Origin of the sequence: Pseudomonas sp. ENNP23 (genome assembly GCF_001728945.1) — a bacterium.
GTDB classification, from domain to species: domain Bacteria; phylum Pseudomonadota; class Gammaproteobacteria; order Pseudomonadales; family Pseudomonadaceae; genus Metapseudomonas; species Metapseudomonas otitidis.
In genome coordinates this window covers 1-18,846 of record NZ_LYSP01000068.1, presented here as the reverse complement: position 1 = coordinate 18,846, position 18,846 = coordinate 1, and the positions used below count along the sequence as shown (strand labels likewise).

Below are 18,846 nucleotides of genomic sequence, written 5' to 3'. Positions count from 1 at the left end.
TAAAATTAGGTAGCCCCGCCCGGGGCTACCGCTATGCCACTGGTACAGATTTCCAGCGAGAGAAGTCCAACGCAGCAATCTCTGCCGCAATCTCCTCCTCAGTCGGCGGCTCTGCATCACCCAGACCAAGCCGCTTGCTCTCGCGAATCGCGTTGGCCACTGCGGTTTTCCCTAGGGCATAACGCTCCAAAACACCTTCAAGCTCATCTCGATCCTGCATATCGTCATCTCCCAGGTAATGACCCAAATTTAGCAGCTCAACTGCTCAATCGGCTTCCATCGGAGTAGCGGTATGAGTGGATTAAAATTCCTTGGTAGATACGCCATCGCTGCATCTGTCAGCTAGCAGTACAATCCAGCGGTCTGACTGTCCCGAACGTGAGTTATACATGGACATTTCACCCGAATGGAAATCGGAACTTTGCCAACGCCACCTATACGTGCTGGAGCTGAAAGGCGGCAGATACTATGTTGGCCAAGCAAAAGATCCTGATCGACGCATTCGAAAGCACTTTAACGGATCAGGTGCAGAGTGGACGCGCATCCATCCACCTCTGCGAGAGATTAGCCGTACAGATCTTGGCCTCGTTGACTACCGTACAGGTGAGCTAGCTGAAAACACGGCGGTCCTAGAGCTGATGCAGCAACATGGCTTTCAGAACGTTCGCGGCGGCTTCTTCACAAACGTCAGCGTTGAACATACCGCTAAGGCCCTGATTAGCCACGGTCACGGCAACATTCTCTCCACGACTTCACTCAAGCAGCTCCTCTCGCCCGAACGCTCCGTCATAAAGGGGTGTGACGCCGCTACCGAGTACTCCCTTTTTGTATTGTTGCTTGATGGAGACAGATACTTTGTTGGCTACAGCAGCAATCCTGACGCACGAATACGCCGCCATTTCGCTGGCAAGGCCGCAGACTGGACAGCGCTCCATAAGCCACTGGAGACAGTAACAACAAGGTCTCTGGGTTTCATCACCGAGTCAGAAGCAGCCCACGCGGCAGATAGGGCGACTGTCGCGCTGATGCGCAAGGCCGGATGGCGAAATGTCCGCGGAGGGTCTTTGTGGAGCCTTGATGCAGGAGACATCCTAAAGCTGCTTCATTCACGCGGCTTCAAAGACATCCCGCCGGAGCGACCGAGGCAGCCTTAGTGTATGGACCTGACTCACCATAGTGCCGACAAGAAGCTGTCTGATGGGTAACGCTTTTTAGCCGCTAAAATCCCAACCGATTTTCCCGCCAGAGGAACAGGCATGAACGACACCCCGCTGATTGAAGAGCCCTTCTTCATCACCGAAGAGATCGAAGCCGAGATGATCCAAACCGGCTATGTGTTTGAACCACCAACGCACGTCTGCCTCCGGTCAACAGCCGGTGTGCCGATTGCTGCTGATGACGAAACGCCGCCTGCTACGCCGTAGGATTCTCACGACCTATATAGGTACCTGAAAGCCTAGCCCGATCGAAGCTGTACACGTGTGAGTAAGGGCTCTCGATGCAGCGCCCGACGATGGGTAGCGCCTGATCAGGCTTACCCGGCATCAGAAGCACCCGCCCGCTGCATATCGGGCAATCAGCACTGAAACGGACAAATCTCGTCCACTGCTGCCCCTCACTATCGCGGTGCATTTCCAGCTCTGCAGAGTCCTCAAAGATCGACAGGAACGCAGTGGGAGCCTTGATCACACGATCATCGACTAGGCGCCACCAGGGGGCATAGAAATTTGCCCAGATGAACCAACTACCCAGCCCAAAAAGCGCCACGTTCCCAAGCTGCCGCAACGTCAACGTCTGATCGAGCGCGGCCACAGTCCACATACCTGCAAGCAGCCAGAGCCCCAGTAGCAGAAGCCCAATCACGATGCTGACCAACAGTGACAGACCTCGCCAGCTTCGGTTCTTCAGTTCGCCATTGCGGAAAATCAAGCGCAACATGCAGCTCGGTCGCACGTTGCCAGCATCCGTTCGGGAGTATTCGATGTGCGTCCAAGGGCGCTGCTGCTCTTTCGGAACAGGTGCATCTGATAGAGGCGACACATCCAGCCAGAAAGTCCGCTCATTCCCCTTCCCCCCCTTGCCGTCATTGGCGCGCACAACCGGCATCTGATCTAGACCTGCTCGACGCAGCCGCTCACAAAGCGATGCAAGGCGAGAATCCAGGAATTGCTCAAGCAAACCAGGGGGCAGCCAGGTAGTGGCGTTTAAAGTCCTCCCCTTGTGCTCGCCCTCGACATTAAGCAGTAGAGCGCTGCGAGAAAACTGCTGCGGCTCATGCTTGTTCTTATCCAGGTCAGCCAGCTTGGCTTGCACCATAAATCGCAGAATCCGGTATGCCTTGTTGTCGGCCGGAACCTCGATCAACTCATCCTGTAAGCATCGCATTACTTCCTGCACACAAACTCCCAGCACCCTAATTCAAAGGACTGCAGCCATATCCATACCTACACATAACCCCTTTGCAGGAGGTTGGGGGGATGTTTGCCCCCGCTCGAATCATGACTCTTGGAGCCGTCTTCACACCAGAGGCCTGCACCATGACCATGTTCGTCGCACTCGACCCAAACGGTCGGCTGATCACCATTGAAAACGCCCATCGTGGCATTTCTTGCAATTGCACCTGCGTAAGCTGCGGTGAGCCTGTCATGGCCCGGAAGGGGCTGATACGGGAGCACCATTTTGCCCACGTCTCACAGAAGAAGAGCTGCTATATCCAACGCGAAAGCCTTCTCCACCTCTATGCCAAGGAGGTCATCTGCGATGGACTCGGTATGCAGTTACCACATCTCCCCGGCATCTACCCCAACAGTGAAGACACAAGCAGCTGGTGGGACTTCGAAACCGTCACTCCGGAGGTACGGCAACAGGGCTTTCAGCCCGACTTGGTAGCCGAACTGAAAGATGGCTCACGGCTGTTCATCGAGATTGCCGTCACCTCGTTCATTGATGAAGTAAAGCTGGAGCGCATCCAGGCCGCTGGCACGCCGACCATAGAACTAGACCTAAGCGACCTGCTGCAGAGCTCTCAGCCCATTCCATCCGAATCCTCCAAGAGCTACATCCTTCATCAACCACACCATAAAAGCTGGATCTACCCCGAAGCACCGACGATCGCGCAGGCATTTGAAATGCAGATGCCAGATCCACGTTCAGTCGTAGATCTACACCCGCCCCGGACGACACCCGCGCTGCAAGAGCAGCGCTTCGTCATCATGCAGATGTGGGTATCTGCCAGAACGCTGCCCAGTGGCTCAGTGGCCGTCCGCTCCTGGTCATTCAACCCGCAGATCACAGAGCTGCTTAAAACCTGGCGCAACCAGTTTGGCGGAGAATACAACCCCAGGTACAAGAACTGGATTTACTACCCTAACAGCCGCGAAGAGATTCTGGCCAGGCTGCAAGCACTGGATCAGAACTGATGAGCAGTCAAGCACGTCAGCTGAAAATCGATGCTCCCTGCAACAACCAGATCACCAGCCTTCTGCTTGACCAGCTTTGATAGACTACAGACGACTTTGGACGACCATTGCCTCCCAACATCCGGGGTAAAGCCACCATAAACACCGAACCGTGGGTTACCGCCGAGCACGTCGCACAACATCTCGGAGTGGCTAAAGACACTGTTTATCGCTGGAGAGAGCAGAAGGGATTACCAGCACATCGCATAGGACGACTATGGAAGTTTCAATTGTCAGAGATTGATGACTGGGTTCGTGCTGGCGGCGCTAATGAAGCCGGGAATTCACAAGCCACGTAATAGCGCCGCAGGCCCCTACACGCTCTAGCCAAGCCCAAACGATTTAATGAATGAGAAAGAACATGAGCAATCTGGATCTTAAGCGCGACAACAAGAAAGGAAAAATCTGGAGCCATGTACGCAGCAAATGGCTTGTAGAGACACCAGAAGAGACAGTTCGACAGGAGTACTTGCTCGTACTGGTAAACGAATATGGTTTTACTCTCGATCAAATTGCAGAAGAACAAGAACTAACAGGTAGAGGATCAGCCAGAGCCAGAGCGGATTTTGTCATATGGCGCACACCTCAAGACAAGGCAGAAGACAACCCGCCATTCATTATCGTGGAATGTAAATCCGATAACGTCACTATCAAGCCTATTGACTACGCACAAGGCGAGAACTACGCACGATTCTGGAATGCACCATTCTTCGTTACCCATAACTCGCGGGAAACCAAGTACTGGCGGGTCAAGAAAGACAAAGTGCCCGGCTACACGGAAGAAATCGAGAATATTCCCCATGGCGATGCCTCGGATAAGGACATTGAGGAGCTACTTTCCAAGCTCCGCGCCTTTAAGGAAAAGGAGTTCGCCGATCTGCTGCACAAATGCCACAACATCATCCGCAACCGGGAGAAAAAAGACCCGGCAGCCGCCTTCGATGAAATCGCCAAGGTACTTTTCATCAAGGTTTATGTGGAACGTTCACTGTTGACTCGACGCAATAAAACTAACCTCTTTACCGTCGATGTGCTGAAAAGCCAGATCGCTGAGAATCCGCTCGACAATCTGTTTCAACAAACCAAGCTCGCATACGCCACCGACAAGATTTTCGATGAAGATGAACGCATCAACCTAAAGCCTGCCACCGGTGAGGCCATCGTCAAAGAATTAGAAAAATACAACCTCTCTGACACCAGTGAGGACGTAAAAGGCGTTGCTTTTGAGCGATTCCTCGGCCGTACTTTCCGGGGCGAAATCGGCCAGTTCTTCACCCCACGCACTATTGTCGAATTTATGGTGCATATGGTCGATCCCAAAGAAGGTGAGATCGTCTGCGATCCGGCTAGTGGTTCAGGCGGTTTTTTGATCCGTGTGTTCGAGATAGTCCGGGAAAAAATCCTTGCTGACGCCGATCGAGAGTACAACGTGTTCAAGGCCAAAGTCGAAGAAGACGAGTCACTGACCGAAGAGCAGCGTGCTAAGAAGCTCCAAGACAAGTTCAACGAAATACAGACGCTTATCGACCAAAAGATTGAAGGTTCCAGGCTGTGGAAGCTCTCAAATCGTTGCATATATGGTACCGACGCCAACGACCGCATGGCACGTACCAGCAAGATGAATATGATCATGCACGGCGATGGCCACGGCGGCGTTCACCACCACGATGGTTTTCTAAATGTTAATGGCATCTTCGAAGGGCGTTTCGACATTGTTCTCACTAACCCCCCTTTTGGGGCTAATGTCGAACCTACCGACAAAATTCTAGAGTCGGATATCAAGGTGAGCGCCGTTGCCAAGTTACGTTATCTCGATGAGTATGGGGACCTCTATCTTCAGGCTCAGAATCGTGTGCAAGCGGCACTAAATAAGCCCATTACCAGCCTGTTCGAATTACCAAAAAGCGATAAGGCCAAGATTAAGACCGAAGTGCTCTTCATCGAGCGATGCCTTGACTTACTCAAACCTGGAGGCCGCCTCGCTATCGTGCTGCCGGAAGGCATTTTCAATAACCCCTCACTCACCTACGTGCGCGAATTCACCGAAGACCGAGCCTTCCTCCGCGCCGTGGTCAGTCTACCGCAGGAGACCTTTGTCAGCTCCGGGGCCAGCGTGAAATGCTCGCTGCTCTTCTTGCAAAAATTCACCGAGGAGGAGCAGCAACAGTTTGACGAGACCTACGCCACTGCAAAGGCGGAGATCGAAGCCCGGTATGCCGACGAGATCAAAGCGGAACGGGAACGGCTGGATAGCGAAATCGAGGCAGCCAAGCAGGCGAAGGACGCCGAGCAACGGCAGACCCTGCAAAAGGAGCTCAAGGACTACCTGAAAGCAATAGAGATCCGTCAGATCACCGAAACCCGGCAACTGCTCAAGGAGCGCTTCGACTACCCCATCTTCATGTACGAGGCGGAAAAGGTCGGCATCTCCGCCACTGGTGAGGAGGACCAGAACGAGCTTTACCCCAACGACCGGCAGCCGGCCAATTGTGACAAGACCTGCCTGGAGTGGTATCGCGAGTATCTCTCCGACCCGAGCGCCTTTGCCGTTGCGAGAGGGGCTGAATAATGGGCGAAGTGGCTCAGGCCAGACCGCGGGCCTTTAGCGTTAGTTTCAGCGGCTTGCAGACTTGGAGCGTTGCAGCTCAGTTCGCTGTTAACTGGAGCTGGCCAGATGAGGTCATCAAACCGTTGGTCAGCATCCTCAGGCGACGAAACGAAGCCGCTTTAGAAACACTGACTCTCGAGTCCATGGTTACTCTGCTGACCATTCGTTTTGATGGTTCGATTGAACCACGCGAGCCGGTCCGCATAAAGGACGTCAAAGGGCGGCTGTTTCGTGTCTACTCCGGTGACGTGGTTTTTTCAAAAATTGATGTGCGCAACGGGGCAATAGGGCTTGCTCCCGATGGCATTGACTGCATGTGCGTCACCTCAGAATTTCCAGTTTATTCCGTCGATTTTCAGAGAACAGATTCTGAATACGTGAAACTGTTATTCCGAACAGAGGCGTTCAAAAAGCTATTGAATTCGATGATCAGCGGCGCATCGGGCCGAAAACGGATTCAACCAACCCAGCTTGAGGGGGTAAAAGTCCCCATCCCCGCGCTGCCGATTCAGCAGAAAATTGTGGCCCATTGGGAGGCAGCCAAGCTGGAACGCGCAGCGGCGGATACCGCTTTGTCAGATTTGGTGTTGGAGCTTCATTCGTGGCTCGTCAAGCAGACAAAAGATTTTGGCCAGGTGACCCGCTCCAAAGTATTCCTCGCCAATTACGAGAACACTCAGCAATGGGATGTCAAAGCGGGTCGTGCCGCCGCTTTCATAACGGCGAACCCTAATTTTATACGACTAGGTGATTACACCGAGGAATGCGCTGAAACCATTAGGCCCTGGGATGAGCCGGAAAAGGAATGGCCCATTTATGGAGTGAATAACAAGGAAGGTGTCTTTCTAAGTTCTATGCAGGTCGGAAAGGATTTCAATGCGCCTTACAAGAAAATTGAAAAAGACTGGTTCTTTCACAACCCCACACGCGCTAATGTCGGTTCCCTCGGCATCGTGCCCGAAGTACCCGTGGATGCGATCACAAGCCCTGAATACCAGGTGTGGCGGCTGAAAGGCGGCTTTCTACCTGCCTTTATGGCACTTATGCTTAGGACAAACTACTTCCTTGCCCTCGTGGCTTTTAACCGTGTCGGCGGCGTTAAACAACGGATGTACTACGCAAACCTGGCCGAAATCAGGCTTCCTGAAATTCCAATAGAGGTTCAAAAAAGCTTTGCCGACCGGCGGCAACAGATTCTGGCAAACATCTCGGCGGCTAATGAAAAGCTTGCCCAACGGAAAAAAGATATAGAAAAAATGATTCTCGGCACCCGCCCGGTGGAGGTGTACTAATATGTCGCGAGGCCGCCAATACATCGAATTCGAGGGATTGTTCTCGGAAAGCGTGCTGGGCATCTTCCGCATTATCAGGGGCTTTGCCGATCTGCGCGATCTGGCAGCCATCTCCGTACCCTACAAGATGGAGGATGGAGAGCAGGGCTTTAGGGTGGTAGGCCATCAGCGAGTGGAATCGGCCAAACACGCCGAGGAGATCAAGAACTACCTGGAACAGAGCGAGAATCGCTTCCTCCCAGAGATAATTCTTTCCGTTCGTGCGCCGGTCAAACTCATAGTCAATCGGGGCGAGATCGCCCCGGACGAACAGGGGTTGGGCGAAACGGTTTTCGGGGTGAGAAGCGACAACGATAGCCTAGTGGATATCTCCCGCCGATATTCAAGTCCGACCATGCGGATGCAGCGGCTGCGCGTGCGGCGAGGCGACCTGGGGCAGCTCAAGCAGGATAAAATCATTCGCCGCATCGACGGAAATCATCGCCTGCATCTGGCCGAACAGCTTACCGAAGACCCCAACACACCGACCAAGTACCTCGCTCCATTCTGCATGGTGCTGCTCGGTCCGGCGAACAATGATGCAGACGACTTCTCTGAATCGCTGATTTTCCACACCATCAACAGCACAGCCCTACCGCTGGAGTCGGAACACGGTCTTCGGCTGCTGCTGGGGCAAGACCCAGCGCACGCCATGACGCCGGATAACGAATTCGCCTACAACCCGGCGCTGCACCTAACGCGGCTATTGGCCGACCGCCTACGAGGTCTACCGCAACCGGCTCGGCAACGCTTCGGCGAGCGTCCATTGACCACACTTTGGGAGTCGGCTCGCAACCTTATCAGTATGGACGAGACTATTGCCCGCGATCGACAAATCTTGACCAGCTTTGCCGACAACCTGTTTGCTGCGCTGGCGGATATCGCTACCCAACTGACCGTAAACCATCCATCGCTATGCAAAACCTACAGCTTCTTCGAGCTGGCAGCACGGGTCTGGAGAGAGGCAGAAGGACAAGATCATGAGCAAAAAGTCCGCTGGACGGTAAATTATCTCGACCGCCTTAGCCGTTGGCTTGGCGGGCAAGGAATAACAAATTTGCTTGATCCTTTATCTCCAGCAGAGCAACTTCTCAAAACCTATAAAGCTGCCCAATCTCGAGTTCCGAAGAGGGTCTTTCTAGCGCGCTGGTACCCAGCGCCGGACGCTCCGAATGACGCCCACAACAAAGCCACGTTACGCCTACAACAACTTCGGCAGACTCTGAGCAATCTCCAACAGCAACATGGAGTCACCTTAGAATTGGTCGACATGGGCACCGAGGAGGGTGGGTCTTTTCCGATTCATAACCGAATGTACGAAGCCATTTCTTCGTCCGACATAATAATTTGCGACCTAACCGGCCATCGCCCCAACGTTTATATTGAAGCCGGCTACGCACTAAAGCATCACGAAGAAAATCGGCTTATTTTCTTATTCGAGCCGACTACCGCTCAAGACCAAGTGCCATTTGATTTAAACACTTTCAAATATGTAGCCATTACTCAGGCTGCGGAAATTCCAAACAAAATCCTCCCCGAATTGAAGGCCATCCTAAAGGCCTCTGGCGCTCACATTATGGAAGAAGGCGCATGAGTGATATTCAGCTGTTCCGTCTGAATGGACAACAAGACGCGATTGAGCTTCCCGGCCGCTCCGTTGCAGTAGAAAAGCAGCTACAAAGCTTGATAGAAACACAGATGGAGTGCTTCTTGGGGGTGCGTTTTCTCGCCAGCGAATACGCCACGGGCAAAACCCATAAGGGTCGAATCGACTCCCTTGGCCTAGACGAAAATGGCTGTCCAGTAATCGTTGAGTACAAGCGACACAGCAACGAGAACGTGATCAATCAGGGGTTATTCTACTTGGACTGGTTACTTGATCATCAGGCCGAGTTTCGCTGGCTGGTAATGGAAAAGCTCGGGAAGGATGCTGCCGATCAGATCGAATGGAGTGGCACTCGCTTGCTATGCATTGCCGCCGACTTCACGCGTTACGACCAACATGCAGTGCAACTGATCCAGCGCAATATCGAGTTGATCCGCTACAAGATGTTTGGTGATGATTTGTTACTCTTGGAGCTAGTCAATAGTGTGAGCGTGACAGACGCCTCAACTACATCTAAAGCAGCTGCTATCGAGCCAGGCAAGTCAGTGCCAGTGGGCAAGGATAAGACTTGGCAGGAGCAGCTGTCCCAGGCTACGCCAGAGATTGTCACTCTGTTCGATACGACCAAAAGCTACCTGCACTCCATTGGGGATGATGTGCAGGAAAAACATCTGAAGCTCTATGTGGCGTTTCGCCGCCTAAAAAACTTTGCCAGCCTAGTACCCCAACCCAAGCGCCTGCTGCTGATGCTCAAGCTCAATCCAGATTCTGTCGAGTTGGTCGAAGGTTTCAGCCGTGATGTACGCGCTATCGGCCACTGGGGGACGGGCGACCTGGAGCTGAGCTTACGCAGCCAAGCCGACCTGGAGCGCGCCAAGCACCTGATCGAACGTAGCTATCAGGAGAACTAAACTCTGACGACGATCCGGCAAAGCTACAGTGGTAGCCGGCCCAGTAAGGGGCCAGGTACAAAAAACAGTACACTGGCGGTACAGTGCCCAGCTTTTACAAATTTCGCCAAACTACGCTTAAACCGCTCTACGACGATGCTTTCAGCTAACTTTACCTACGATAAGCTACGTACGATTTCACTGGGCTTGCAGCGTTTCTAGGCAACTCATAATCCTTTGGTCCACGGTTCGAGTCCGTGTGGGCCCACCAAACAAAAAGCCGCGCAGTGCGCGGCTTTTGCGTTTCCGAGATGGCGAATTCCCAGGCACCACACGAGCAGAGCCCCTTCGCCAACTTCAGCCGGGTCAGCACAAGCAGCGCAGGCACCCCGCGTAACATCGGCCCTTACCTGATCAAGGGAAACTCACCATGAGCGAAAATCCGGTGGCTCGATCCCGTGAACTACGCATACCGCTCAAGCTATGCGCGCTCCTAGCAGGAGCTCTGATGCTGTCCGGCTGCGAGGCCATCATGCTGGGCAACGTACTGGTCGGCTGCTCAAGCAGGACACCGCCGGAACTCATGCCCAAAGAGCTGCCAGCAGCAAAAGTGGGGGCGCCTTACATTGCCCGCATCGAAGTGAGAGGGGCTGATACCGCCGTCAGCAAGTTGCTGGTAGCGCCGGCTCATCCATTACCCGATGGCCTGGCGCTGAACCACCAGGCACGAGAGCCACTTGGCGTCATTCAGGGCACGCCCACCCGAGCCGGAACCTACGAGGTGCTGATTTACGGCAATACCTTCGGCACCCAATGCACCGGGCAGGACATGGAGCAGCTCTACAGGCTCGAAGTGAACTGACCGACGCACCGTAGGGACAGAGAACAGCCACCTGCACTGGCATGTGAGCCCACACAACACAAAGCCGCGCACTGCGCGGCTTTTGCGTTTCTGGCCCCAGGCCACCCCCAACCAAAGGAGCCCCCGGCCGGTACGCAATCCCATAGTGCCAGCACGGCCTTTTTCGCTACTATCCGGCCACTCACGACTCATGAGTGACGGAAATGGACTTCACACCGCTCATCACCCAGGTCTGGACTACCTTCGCCTGGTTCATCCCGCTGATGATCCTCATCGGCCTGCTCAAATCCCCACTCGGCAAAGGCTATGTCGGCGAACTCCTCGTCCGGCTCTTCGCCCACTGGCAACTGGACAGACAGACCTACCGCCGCCTGCACAACGTCACCCTCGCCACCCCCGACGGCACCACCCAGATCGACCACGTCTTCCTCTCCCGCTACGGCATCTTCGTGCTGGAGACCAAGAACATGAGCGGCTGGATCTTCGGCAGCGAACAGCAGGCCCAGTGGACGCAGAAGCTCTACAAGCACAGCTACAAATTCCAGAACCCGCTGCGGCAGAACTACAAACACCTCAAGGCCCTGGAAGCCACCCTCGGCATCGCCCCCGAGCACCTGCACTCCGTCATCACCTTCGTCGGCGGCAGCACCTTCAAAACCGCCATGCCCGCCAACGTCACCGAGGGCATCGGCTTTATTCGCTACATCAAATCCTTCCAGCAGCCGGTCTTCAGCGACGCCCAGGTCGCCACCCTGGTCCGCACCCTGCAAACCGGTCGCCGCGCGCCCACCCTCGCCACCCACCGCGAACATGTGCAGAACCTCCAGCGCCGCAATGACCCGACCGCCGAGCGGCAATGCCCCAAGTGCGGCAATGCGCTGGTGATTCGAACGGTGAGGTCGGGGCCGAAGGCGGGGCAGAGGTTTTGGGGGTGTTCGGGGTTTCCGAAGTGCAGGTCGATACAAAAATAGTCACGTACATTTCAATGCTAGAATTGGCAAAATATTTATTTTTACAATCTATTTAGAAAACCTCAGCACCGCAGTCACTGGTGAAAAAATGCGAAATGCGAAATTAGTCTCCTTGGAAGTTAAGAATTTCAAATCTTTTAAAAGCTCTGAAAAAATCGAGATCTCTCCGCTCACTATAATTATTGGCAGAAACAACTCTGGGAAAAGCTCACTAATCCAAAGCCTTCTTCTTCTAAAGCAAACACTTGCAGACCCTCGCCCAGATGTAATGCTAAAACTAGAGGGCGTAGTTGATGCATTTAACCTCAGGGAAATTACTTATGGCTGGCCAGACACAGGCGATTTTGTAGCCGGCCCTGAAATAACTATAGGCTGGGAATGTATCGTTTCTAAGAGCCATGGACTCGCTGGAAGTCCAGACTTAGAAAACTTAGCCAAGCACTCCGACGTTAAATGGCTAAAATCCAAAAACGATGAGAAAAACATTCTCACAACAATAAGAATTCGCACAGCAGAGATTGCAGGCAGCGCCGAAATCATTGAAATACTACTAACCTCGCACAGCAACGAACATGATACATCTCTTGGGTTAGAGGCAAAAAACGGCGAATGGCACTGTACTTGGAATGGAAAAAAGACCAAAAACATCGACATTGAACTGGACAATTTCATACCAATACTAAACATTAACCGGAGCAAAGTTGGACCAAGATCAGCCGAAAGGGCATACCACAACGCCTATCTAGTTATATTTGCCCAACCACTCAACGCATTAAAGTCAATTCTTACGCAATTCCATTATCTTGGCTCCTCTCGCCTTCCCGCACCCAGCCTATTTAAACCCGCAACTTCGGACCCTAATGAAATAGGAGCCAGCGGGGAGCATGCAGCACAACTTTTGCACAGAAAAAGAAAAGACATCGTTCACTACCTACCCATAGAAACGCTGACAAACCAGGACATCTCAGAGCACATGATAATAGCCGCCCCACTAGAGGAAGCGGTCAACTCAACCATGAAAGCACTTTCAATAAGCGCACCACTACAAATTAAAGACATAGAAAAAGTAGGCTTTCAAATCATGTTCGGACGCGCAAGCCTAGGCCATGTCGGCAGAGGCCTTGGGCAACTTTTACCACTAGTAGAGCTTGGACTGTTTGCCGACCCTATGAAATTTAAAGGGGAAGAAGGCCAATTCAAGCTTAATGAATATATAGATCTATGCCCTGCACATGGGCACATTGCTCTAGAAGAGCCTGAAGCACACCTACACCCCAAAGTAGCCAGTCGCTTAGCACACTGGCTTATTAGTTTGGCCCAGTCTAACCGCAGAATAATTGTGGAAACACATAGCGATCATCTAGTTCGCAAGCTACGAGGCCTAGCAGCTAGAGCGGGAAAATCCAGCTCACTTGAATCATGGTTGCTTGAGAACGTTATTATACATTCCGTTGAACAAGCTGATGATGGAACCTCTTCAATTAGCTCAAGCAAACTAACCTCCGATGGAGGAATGTCCGAAAATTGGCCAAGCGATTTTATGGACGAAGCGAGCGAGGAAGAGAGCGCTATCTATTTTGCAAAAATTGAAAAGAAAAACAAAAAAAATCAAAACAATAAGAATGAAAAAAATGAGCTTTTCCTCTCGGGAGAAGAGCCTGAGACGAATATTGAGCCATGATAATTGCAATTTTAGATCCGGCACTTTTTGACGAAAGACCAGAAGATCAAATCATTCCAGATCTAGAGGAAGTCATTAAGATTTGCAGATTAGAAAATGTCGTTCTTATTGAGCTAGAAGAATACTGGAATGAATTATCCAGCGAACTTATAGCCAGTTGCTACCATAGATTATCTCCACAAGGAAAAAGAACCATACAGGAAATTCAAAAACTCACACAACCAGACAACGTGCTCCCCCGACTTATTCCACAAAATGGCCAAGTTTGGAAGAACGGCTTTGAAGATATGTTCGGACTACTGGATAGTTCTCCCTGGCCAACACGAATGGCTAATGCAGTCATTAGAGCCGCCCAGTCAGAAAATCAGATATTCCTTATAACTCGACTAAAAGAGAATAGAAACCTAGTAACGCACAGAGCACAACACAGCACATTAAGTGAAATAAAACGCTGGATCCTACATGTGCAACTACCAAGAATTGGCCACATCCAGATCCCATGCCTCTACCATATTAGAAACGTTAGTATCCGATGGACTTGCAGGTATGATTGGAGATTACCAGCCAAAGAAGACAGTCATGGTAGGTATCCATTCGCCCCGCAACAGCCTTGGTGGAAGAACGCAACACAAGCTTTTAGGGTTTCAAACTCAAAACACTGCTGGGTTGACCACCTAGATAACTATTGGGCCCGACCAAATATAACTAACGGCTCTGGCTACCACTGGGACGTCTATATTACCAACCAAAAAATCGCTGAGAGAATTGGCTTAAATCAAATAAACATTGTTGAACATGGAAACATAGGCCCCGAAGGAGAGCCCGGCGAAATTCATCACACCCCCGGAGATAAACGCCCACACTTAAAAGATCGGGGCTGGCCGTGATACGGCCAAAGCGGAATTAAGTAACTATCACAATTAAAAACAGTCGAAATTCAGCCACCAAACCAAACCTTAAAACTAATAATTTTTTATCTCCCAATTGAAATCACCAATTTTCTTGCGTTTTAACTTCGACAAAAATTAAAGGCACCTCAGACAATTCCTACCCACCCTCGCCATTGCCGTCCTACAAGGGCGCTCTGTAGCGTCTCCCACCGTCATGCCTCGGCATGACCGGGAGTGGAATCCCGAACTCGCAGAAGCACTACCAATGCCATAGCAGGATTAGCGAAGGGACTCAGCCTTCAATAACCCTGGCCGTCTATGGCGGACCGTGCGAGGGGGGCGAAAGCCCACCGGGCGTTCTGCGAACCGGTATTCCACACCTCGCACGGTCCGCCACCCTCATGCAGTCAGGAACCGGTGGCGGGCTCCCCCTACAAGGAAGGAGTCTCACCATGTCCTACGAGTGCTACATCCCCACGGTTTTCCACCGCCATCACCGCGCATTGCGTGCCCTGTTGATCGACGACCAGGTCTGGTTCGTCGCCCAGGACCTCGGCCCCCTCACCAACCACCGCTTCGACGAACGCCTGTCGCGCAAGCTGGACCCGGACCAATGGCGCCACGCCCGCGTGGAGTACGTACAGGGCGGGGAGCAGGAAGTGCTGCTGATCAACGAAAGCGCGGTGTTCGAGTTGCTCAAGGTCAACTTCTACCACCCCGAACACCGCGCCCTGCGCCAATGGCTGACCCAGGACGTGGTGCCCGCGCTACGCTCCGCCGCCACGCCGCAACTGCCCCGCCAGCGCCGGGTGACCTGGCAGGGACGCGAGTTCAGCCTGATGGAATGGCAGGGCCGCCAGTGGGTGCGGGTGCGCGACGTGGCCGACCTGTTCGAAGGCCGCGAATTCGCCACGCGGCACTAACCCACCGTTTCAACGCCGCAGCGGCAACGCAGTTGTCCAACCGCCTGCTAGACCGGCACCGGGGGCCCACAGCGCCCCCGGTGCCTCAGCGCTTGGCGATGATGTACACCGCATGGGCGCTGCCGTAGCGAGCCTGAGCCTCGTTGTAACTCATCTCGCCTTTCTCGACCTGACCGACCACGGCCAGCTTGAAAACCTGCGTGTAATCACGCTGACTGCGACGGATACCTTCTGCCATCGGGGCTCTCCTGAAACAAGGGCGAAGGTGCAACCCTTACTCAGGACGGGCCATTCCTTTGGTCAGGCGGCAGGCAGGCAGTGCCAGCAGCACCTAGTATCAAGGCACTTCCTGCATTTCAGGAGCGTCCATGCTCAAGCTGATGGCTGCACTGTGGCTAACTCTAGGTGTGGTGCACTGTGCCGTTGCCGAGCAGACCCTGCGAATCCTCACCTGGGAGGGTTATGTCAGCGCTAAAGACCTGGTGGCTATCAACCATGCTCTGGCCGAACAGGGGCTGCCGGTGAAGGCAGAGGTCATCACCCCCTACGCCGAAGGCCCTGAACAGATGTTCATGCTGCTGCGCAGCGGCAGAGCCGACCTGAGTTTCCTGACCCTCAACTATCTGAAGATGCAGCAAGGCCGGATGACGGGTTTGCTGCAGGCCATTGATCCCACGCGCCTTAAACGTTTCAAGCAGCTATTGCCACAACTGGCCCGCCTGGGCATGGGGATGGACGGCGACCGCCTGCTCTATGTGCCCTTCGGTGGAGGGACTTACGGCATCTGGGCAAACATGCAAAAACTGAACAAGGACGAGTTGCCACGGCACCTGGGCGATCTGTTGCAGCCGCGCTGGAAAGGCAAGCTATCGCTCACCAGCGGCCAGGTGCAGCCTAATGTCGCCTTGGCGTTTCTCGCTCTTGGTGACCCCCCCTTTCTCCTGCACGACCTGATGCGCAGCGGCAAACGCAAAGACGCCAAGCGGCTCGCTGCAGAGGGCAGCCCCGCGCAGGATTTCCTTAATCGCCTGTACGGCCAGGTCGACGAATTCTGGGTAAGCGCACCACAGTTTCGCGACAAGCAACTGCTAGTGGCCAGCTACGGCCCAGAGATAGCCGCTCGGCGCGCACGTGGCGAGAACTGGCAGCGGGTAGAGTTTGCCGAAGGTGATACCGCCTGGCTGGACACAATGAACATTGTCAAAGGAGTGAGTGGCGAAAAGCTGCAATCCGCCTACCTGGTGATTGACTACTTTCTCTCCGAGGAAGTGCAGCGCCGCGTGGTACGGGAGCTGAACATGGTCGCGGTAGTCTCCACTGTGGATAACCCGATGTTAGCCAACGACCCCAAGCTGTTCAGCACCGAACGTTTCTGGCCAGCCTATGACCGAACCGCCGACAACCTGATGCATAAAATGTCCACGCAGGCCATGCGGGTGCGCTCGCAGGACCCATGACCGTTTCCGAGCTACGCCGTCGCCTCCATCCACAACTCGCCAGCCAGCGCCGGTGACCTGGCAGGGGCGCGACGTCGCCGACCGGTCCGAAGGCCGCGAATTCGCCAAGCGGCAACGCAGCCCGTTCAACCACCGACAGGGCCGGAGCCGGGGGCGCAGGGTGCCCTGGTGCCTCAGCGCTTGGCGATGATGTACACCGCGTGGACGATGCCGGGGATGTAGCCCAGCAGGGTGAGCAGGATGTTCAGCCAGAAGGCGCCGCCAAAGCCCACCTGGAGGAAGACGCCCAGCGGCGGCAGGAGGATGGCGATGAGGATGCGGATCAGGTCCATGACGACTCCGTGCAAGACAGTGGGTACCTGCAGTCGACCGCCGCTGCGCCAGCGGAGTTCAGGCTTTCTTGCCGGGCCGGCGACGCGGCTTCCATAATCGCCGGCGTTTCCCTTCCGGAGCCGTGCCCATGGCGATCTCCCGCGACGACCTCGACCCCCACGGCCTGATCATCGGCGTCTCCCCCGAGCGTTTCCGCGAAGTGGCGATGCCGCTGCTGTTCGACCACCTCGACGCCCAGTGCGAGGGCACCATCGCAGTGAACCGCCAGGCGCGCATCGTCTGGATCAACGACAAGTACGCCCGGAAGCTCGGCATCGCCGACCCGCGCGCGGTGCTCGGCCGCGAGGTGGAGGACGTACTGCCCGCCAGCCGCCTGCGCGAAGTGGTGCAGAGCGGCGCGCCGAGCATGCTCGACCTGATGGCCTTCGGCGACGAGCACTTCGTGGTCACCCGCATCCCCCTGCGCGACGCCGACGGCACCCTGGTGGGCGCCCTGGGCTTCGTGCTGTTCGACCGCGCCCGCCACCTGCAGCCGGTCATGGCCAAGTACACCCAGTTGCAGAACCAGCTCGCCGCCGCCCAGCGCGAGCTGGCCCGCGCCCGCCGTGCGCGCTACACCATCGCCGGATTCATCGGCACCAGCGCCGCCGCCAGCGAAGTGAAGCGCCAGGCCCGCCGCGCCGCCCAACTGGACGCCACCGTGCTGCTGCGCGGCGAGACCGGCACCGGCAAGGAGCTGCTCGCCCAGGGCATCCACAACCTGTCGCTGCGGGCCAGCGGCCCCTTCGTGGCGGTGAACGTCGCGGCGATCCCGGAATCCCTGGTGGAGGCCGAGCTGTTCGGCACCGCGCCGGGTGCCTACACCGGCGCCGAGCGCCGCGCGCGGGCCGGCAAGTTCGAACTGGCCGACGGCGGCACCCTGTTCCTCGACGAGATCGGCGACCTGCCCCTGCCGCTCCAGGCCAAGCTGCTGCGCGTGCTGCAGGAGCAGGAGGTGGAGCCGCTGGGCTCCAACCAGGTAAAGGCGCTGAACGTGCGGGTGATCGCCGCCACCCATGTGGACCTGGAGGCCAAGGTAGCCGCCGGCGAATTCCGCGAAGACCTCTACTACCGCCTCAACGTCCTCGCCCTGCGCCTGCCGCCCCTGCGCGAGCGCCGGGAAGACCTGCCGGCGCTGATCGAGCACCTCGCCGACGACATCGCCAGCCGCTCCAGCCAGCCACCGCTGGAGCTGGCCGACGACGCCCTCGCCCTGCTCCGCGCCCAGCCCTGGCCGGGCAACGTGCGCGAGCTGCGCAACCTGCTGGAGCGGGCGCAACTGCTGGGCGATGGCACCCAGCCCCTGCATGGGGCGGAGCTGGCCGAGCTGCTGGTGGACCCGCTGCCGCCCGGTGCCGAGCCTGCACCATCGCCCGAGCCGTCCACACCGAGCGATATCCGCCCCCTGGCGGACAGCCTGGCCGAAGCGGAACGCGCCGCCATCCTCACCGCCCTCGCCGCCTGCGACGGCAACCGCACCCGCGCCGCCGAACGCCTCGGCATCGCCCGCGCCAGCCTCTACAACAAGCTCCAGGCGCACGGCTTGTAGCCGGGCTACGGGCACGTTTCCCCGGGCTGCGGGCCGATACGTCGGTGGATGGAGATGTGGCATCCACCACACGGAACGCCCAGTCCGGCGTAGGGTGGATCGCGCCTCATCGATCCACGCGGTGCGGGGTCGATCACAGGCAGGACGTGCATTCACCTACGGCCAAGGTGTTTGGGGGCGGGCGCGGTGGTGCCCCGGGCTGAAGCCCGGGCTACGGGTCGGTACGTCGGTGGATGGAGAAGCGGCAT

General features: G+C 55.4%; 19 protein-coding genes. 15 read left to right on the top strand and 4 right to left on the bottom strand.

From position 1 onward, the window contains the following. Positions 1-31: 31 nt before the first annotated feature. Positions 32-220, bottom strand: a complete 189-nt coding sequence (locus A9G05_RS27505; protein WP_021703143.1) for a hypothetical protein — start codon at positions 218-220, stop codon at positions 32-34. Between the two features lie 169 nt (positions 221-389). Between A9G05_RS27505 and A9G05_RS26900 the strand changes: the two genes are divergently transcribed. Both A9G05_RS26900 and A9G05_RS27785 read left to right on the top strand, forming a co-directional pair. Beyond that, positions 390-1,154 (top strand): GIY-YIG nuclease family protein, encoded by a 765-nt coding sequence (locus A9G05_RS26900; protein WP_083272669.1) that lies wholly within the window; start codon positions 390-392, stop codon positions 1,152-1,154. Between the two features lie 102 nt (positions 1,155-1,256). Beyond that, complete coding sequence (locus A9G05_RS27785; protein WP_171902747.1) at positions 1,257-1,424, top strand: hypothetical protein; 168 nt, start codon at positions 1,257-1,259, stop codon at positions 1,422-1,424. Here A9G05_RS27785 and A9G05_RS25175 read toward each other — a convergent pair. Next, positions 1,414-2,397: a hypothetical protein gene (locus tag A9G05_RS25175; protein WP_139131253.1), complete on the bottom strand. Its 984-nt coding sequence runs from the start codon at positions 2,395-2,397 to the stop codon at positions 1,414-1,416. The genes A9G05_RS27785 and A9G05_RS25175 overlap by 11 nt on opposite strands. A gap of 140 nt (positions 2,398-2,537) precedes the next feature. Here A9G05_RS25175 and A9G05_RS25170 point away from each other — a divergent pair, with 140 nt between their 5' ends. The 11 genes from A9G05_RS25170 (at position 2,538) to A9G05_RS25135 (ending at position 15,220) form a co-directional block, all read left to right on the top strand. Beyond that, positions 2,538-3,419, top strand: a complete 882-nt coding sequence (locus tag A9G05_RS25170; protein WP_069563551.1) for a competence protein CoiA family protein — start codon at positions 2,538-2,540, stop codon at positions 3,417-3,419. A 137-nt stretch (positions 3,420-3,556) separates the two neighbouring features. Next, positions 3,557-3,757 carry a helix-turn-helix domain-containing protein gene (locus A9G05_RS26895; protein WP_081737514.1) on the top strand — a complete coding sequence of 67 codons (201 nt, stop codon included), beginning with the start codon at positions 3,557-3,559 and terminating at the stop codon, positions 3,755-3,757. A gap of 62 nt (positions 3,758-3,819) precedes the next feature. Then, positions 3,820-6,027, top strand: a complete 2,208-nt coding sequence (locus tag A9G05_RS25165) for an N-6 DNA methylase (protein WP_069563549.1) — start codon at positions 3,820-3,822, stop codon at positions 6,025-6,027. Next, entirely contained in the window at positions 6,027-7,358 is a 1,332-nt protein-coding gene (locus A9G05_RS25160; protein ID WP_069563548.1) for a restriction endonuclease subunit S, read from the top strand. Before A9G05_RS25165 ends, A9G05_RS25160 begins: the two co-directional genes overlap by 1 nt. Before the next feature lies 1 nt (position 7,359). Continuing rightward, positions 7,360-8,991, top strand: a complete 1,632-nt coding sequence (locus A9G05_RS25155) for a hypothetical protein (protein ID WP_069563547.1) — start codon at positions 7,360-7,362, stop codon at positions 8,989-8,991. Then, positions 8,988-9,914: a DUF5655 domain-containing protein gene (locus tag A9G05_RS25150; RefSeq protein WP_069563546.1), complete on the top strand. Its 927-nt coding sequence runs from the start codon at positions 8,988-8,990 to the stop codon at positions 9,912-9,914. Before A9G05_RS25155 ends, A9G05_RS25150 begins: the two co-directional genes overlap by 4 nt. A gap of 409 nt (positions 9,915-10,323) precedes the next feature. Continuing rightward, positions 10,324-10,755 (top strand): hypothetical protein, encoded by a 432-nt coding sequence (locus A9G05_RS25145; protein ID WP_069563545.1) that lies wholly within the window; start codon positions 10,324-10,326, stop codon positions 10,753-10,755. A 203-nt stretch (positions 10,756-10,958) separates the two neighbouring features. Next, positions 10,959-11,726, top strand: a complete 768-nt coding sequence (locus A9G05_RS25140) for a nuclease-related domain-containing protein (RefSeq protein ID WP_069563544.1) — start codon at positions 10,959-10,961, stop codon at positions 11,724-11,726. Between the two features lie 88 nt (positions 11,727-11,814). After that, positions 11,815-13,407: an AAA family ATPase gene (locus tag A9G05_RS26890; RefSeq protein ID WP_083272666.1), complete on the top strand. Its 1,593-nt coding sequence runs from the start codon at positions 11,815-11,817 to the stop codon at positions 13,405-13,407. Continuing rightward, a complete protein-coding gene (locus A9G05_RS27500; protein WP_139131252.1) occupies positions 13,404-14,294 on the top strand; it encodes a hypothetical protein in 891 nt (296 codons plus the stop codon). The genes A9G05_RS26890 and A9G05_RS27500 overlap by 4 nt, the downstream gene beginning before the upstream one ends. A gap of 455 nt (positions 14,295-14,749) precedes the next feature. Further along, positions 14,750-15,220 carry a Bro-N domain-containing protein gene (locus A9G05_RS25135; protein ID WP_044405628.1) on the top strand — a complete coding sequence of 157 codons (471 nt, stop codon included), beginning with the start codon at positions 14,750-14,752 and terminating at the stop codon, positions 15,218-15,220. Between the two features lie 85 nt (positions 15,221-15,305). Here A9G05_RS25135 and A9G05_RS27780 read toward each other — a convergent pair whose 3' ends face one another. Next, the gene (locus A9G05_RS27780) at positions 15,306-15,458 is read right to left on the bottom strand and encodes a hypothetical protein (RefSeq protein WP_171902746.1); all 153 of its coding nucleotides are present in this window, start codon (positions 15,456-15,458) and stop codon (positions 15,306-15,308) included. A 130-nt stretch (positions 15,459-15,588) separates the two neighbouring features. On the opposite strand from A9G05_RS27780, the gene A9G05_RS25130 reads away from it, so the two are divergent. Continuing rightward, complete coding sequence (locus tag A9G05_RS25130; RefSeq protein ID WP_069563543.1) at positions 15,589-16,677, top strand: PotD/PotF family extracellular solute-binding protein; 1,089 nt, start codon at positions 15,589-15,591, stop codon at positions 16,675-16,677. 173 nt (positions 16,678-16,850) lie between these two features. Here the strand turns inward: A9G05_RS25130 and A9G05_RS25125 are convergent, their stop codons facing one another. After that, positions 16,851-17,009 (bottom strand): YqaE/Pmp3 family membrane protein, encoded by a 159-nt coding sequence (locus tag A9G05_RS25125; RefSeq protein ID WP_003084988.1) that lies wholly within the window; start codon positions 17,007-17,009, stop codon positions 16,851-16,853. Positions 17,010-17,137: 128 nt separating this feature from the next. Between A9G05_RS25125 and A9G05_RS25120 the strand changes: the two genes are divergently transcribed. Beyond that, positions 17,138-18,598, top strand: coding sequence for a sigma-54-dependent Fis family transcriptional regulator (locus tag A9G05_RS25120; protein ID WP_069563542.1), 1,461 nt, complete (start codon positions 17,138-17,140; stop codon positions 18,596-18,598). The last annotated feature ends 248 nt before the right edge of the window (positions 18,599-18,846 follow it).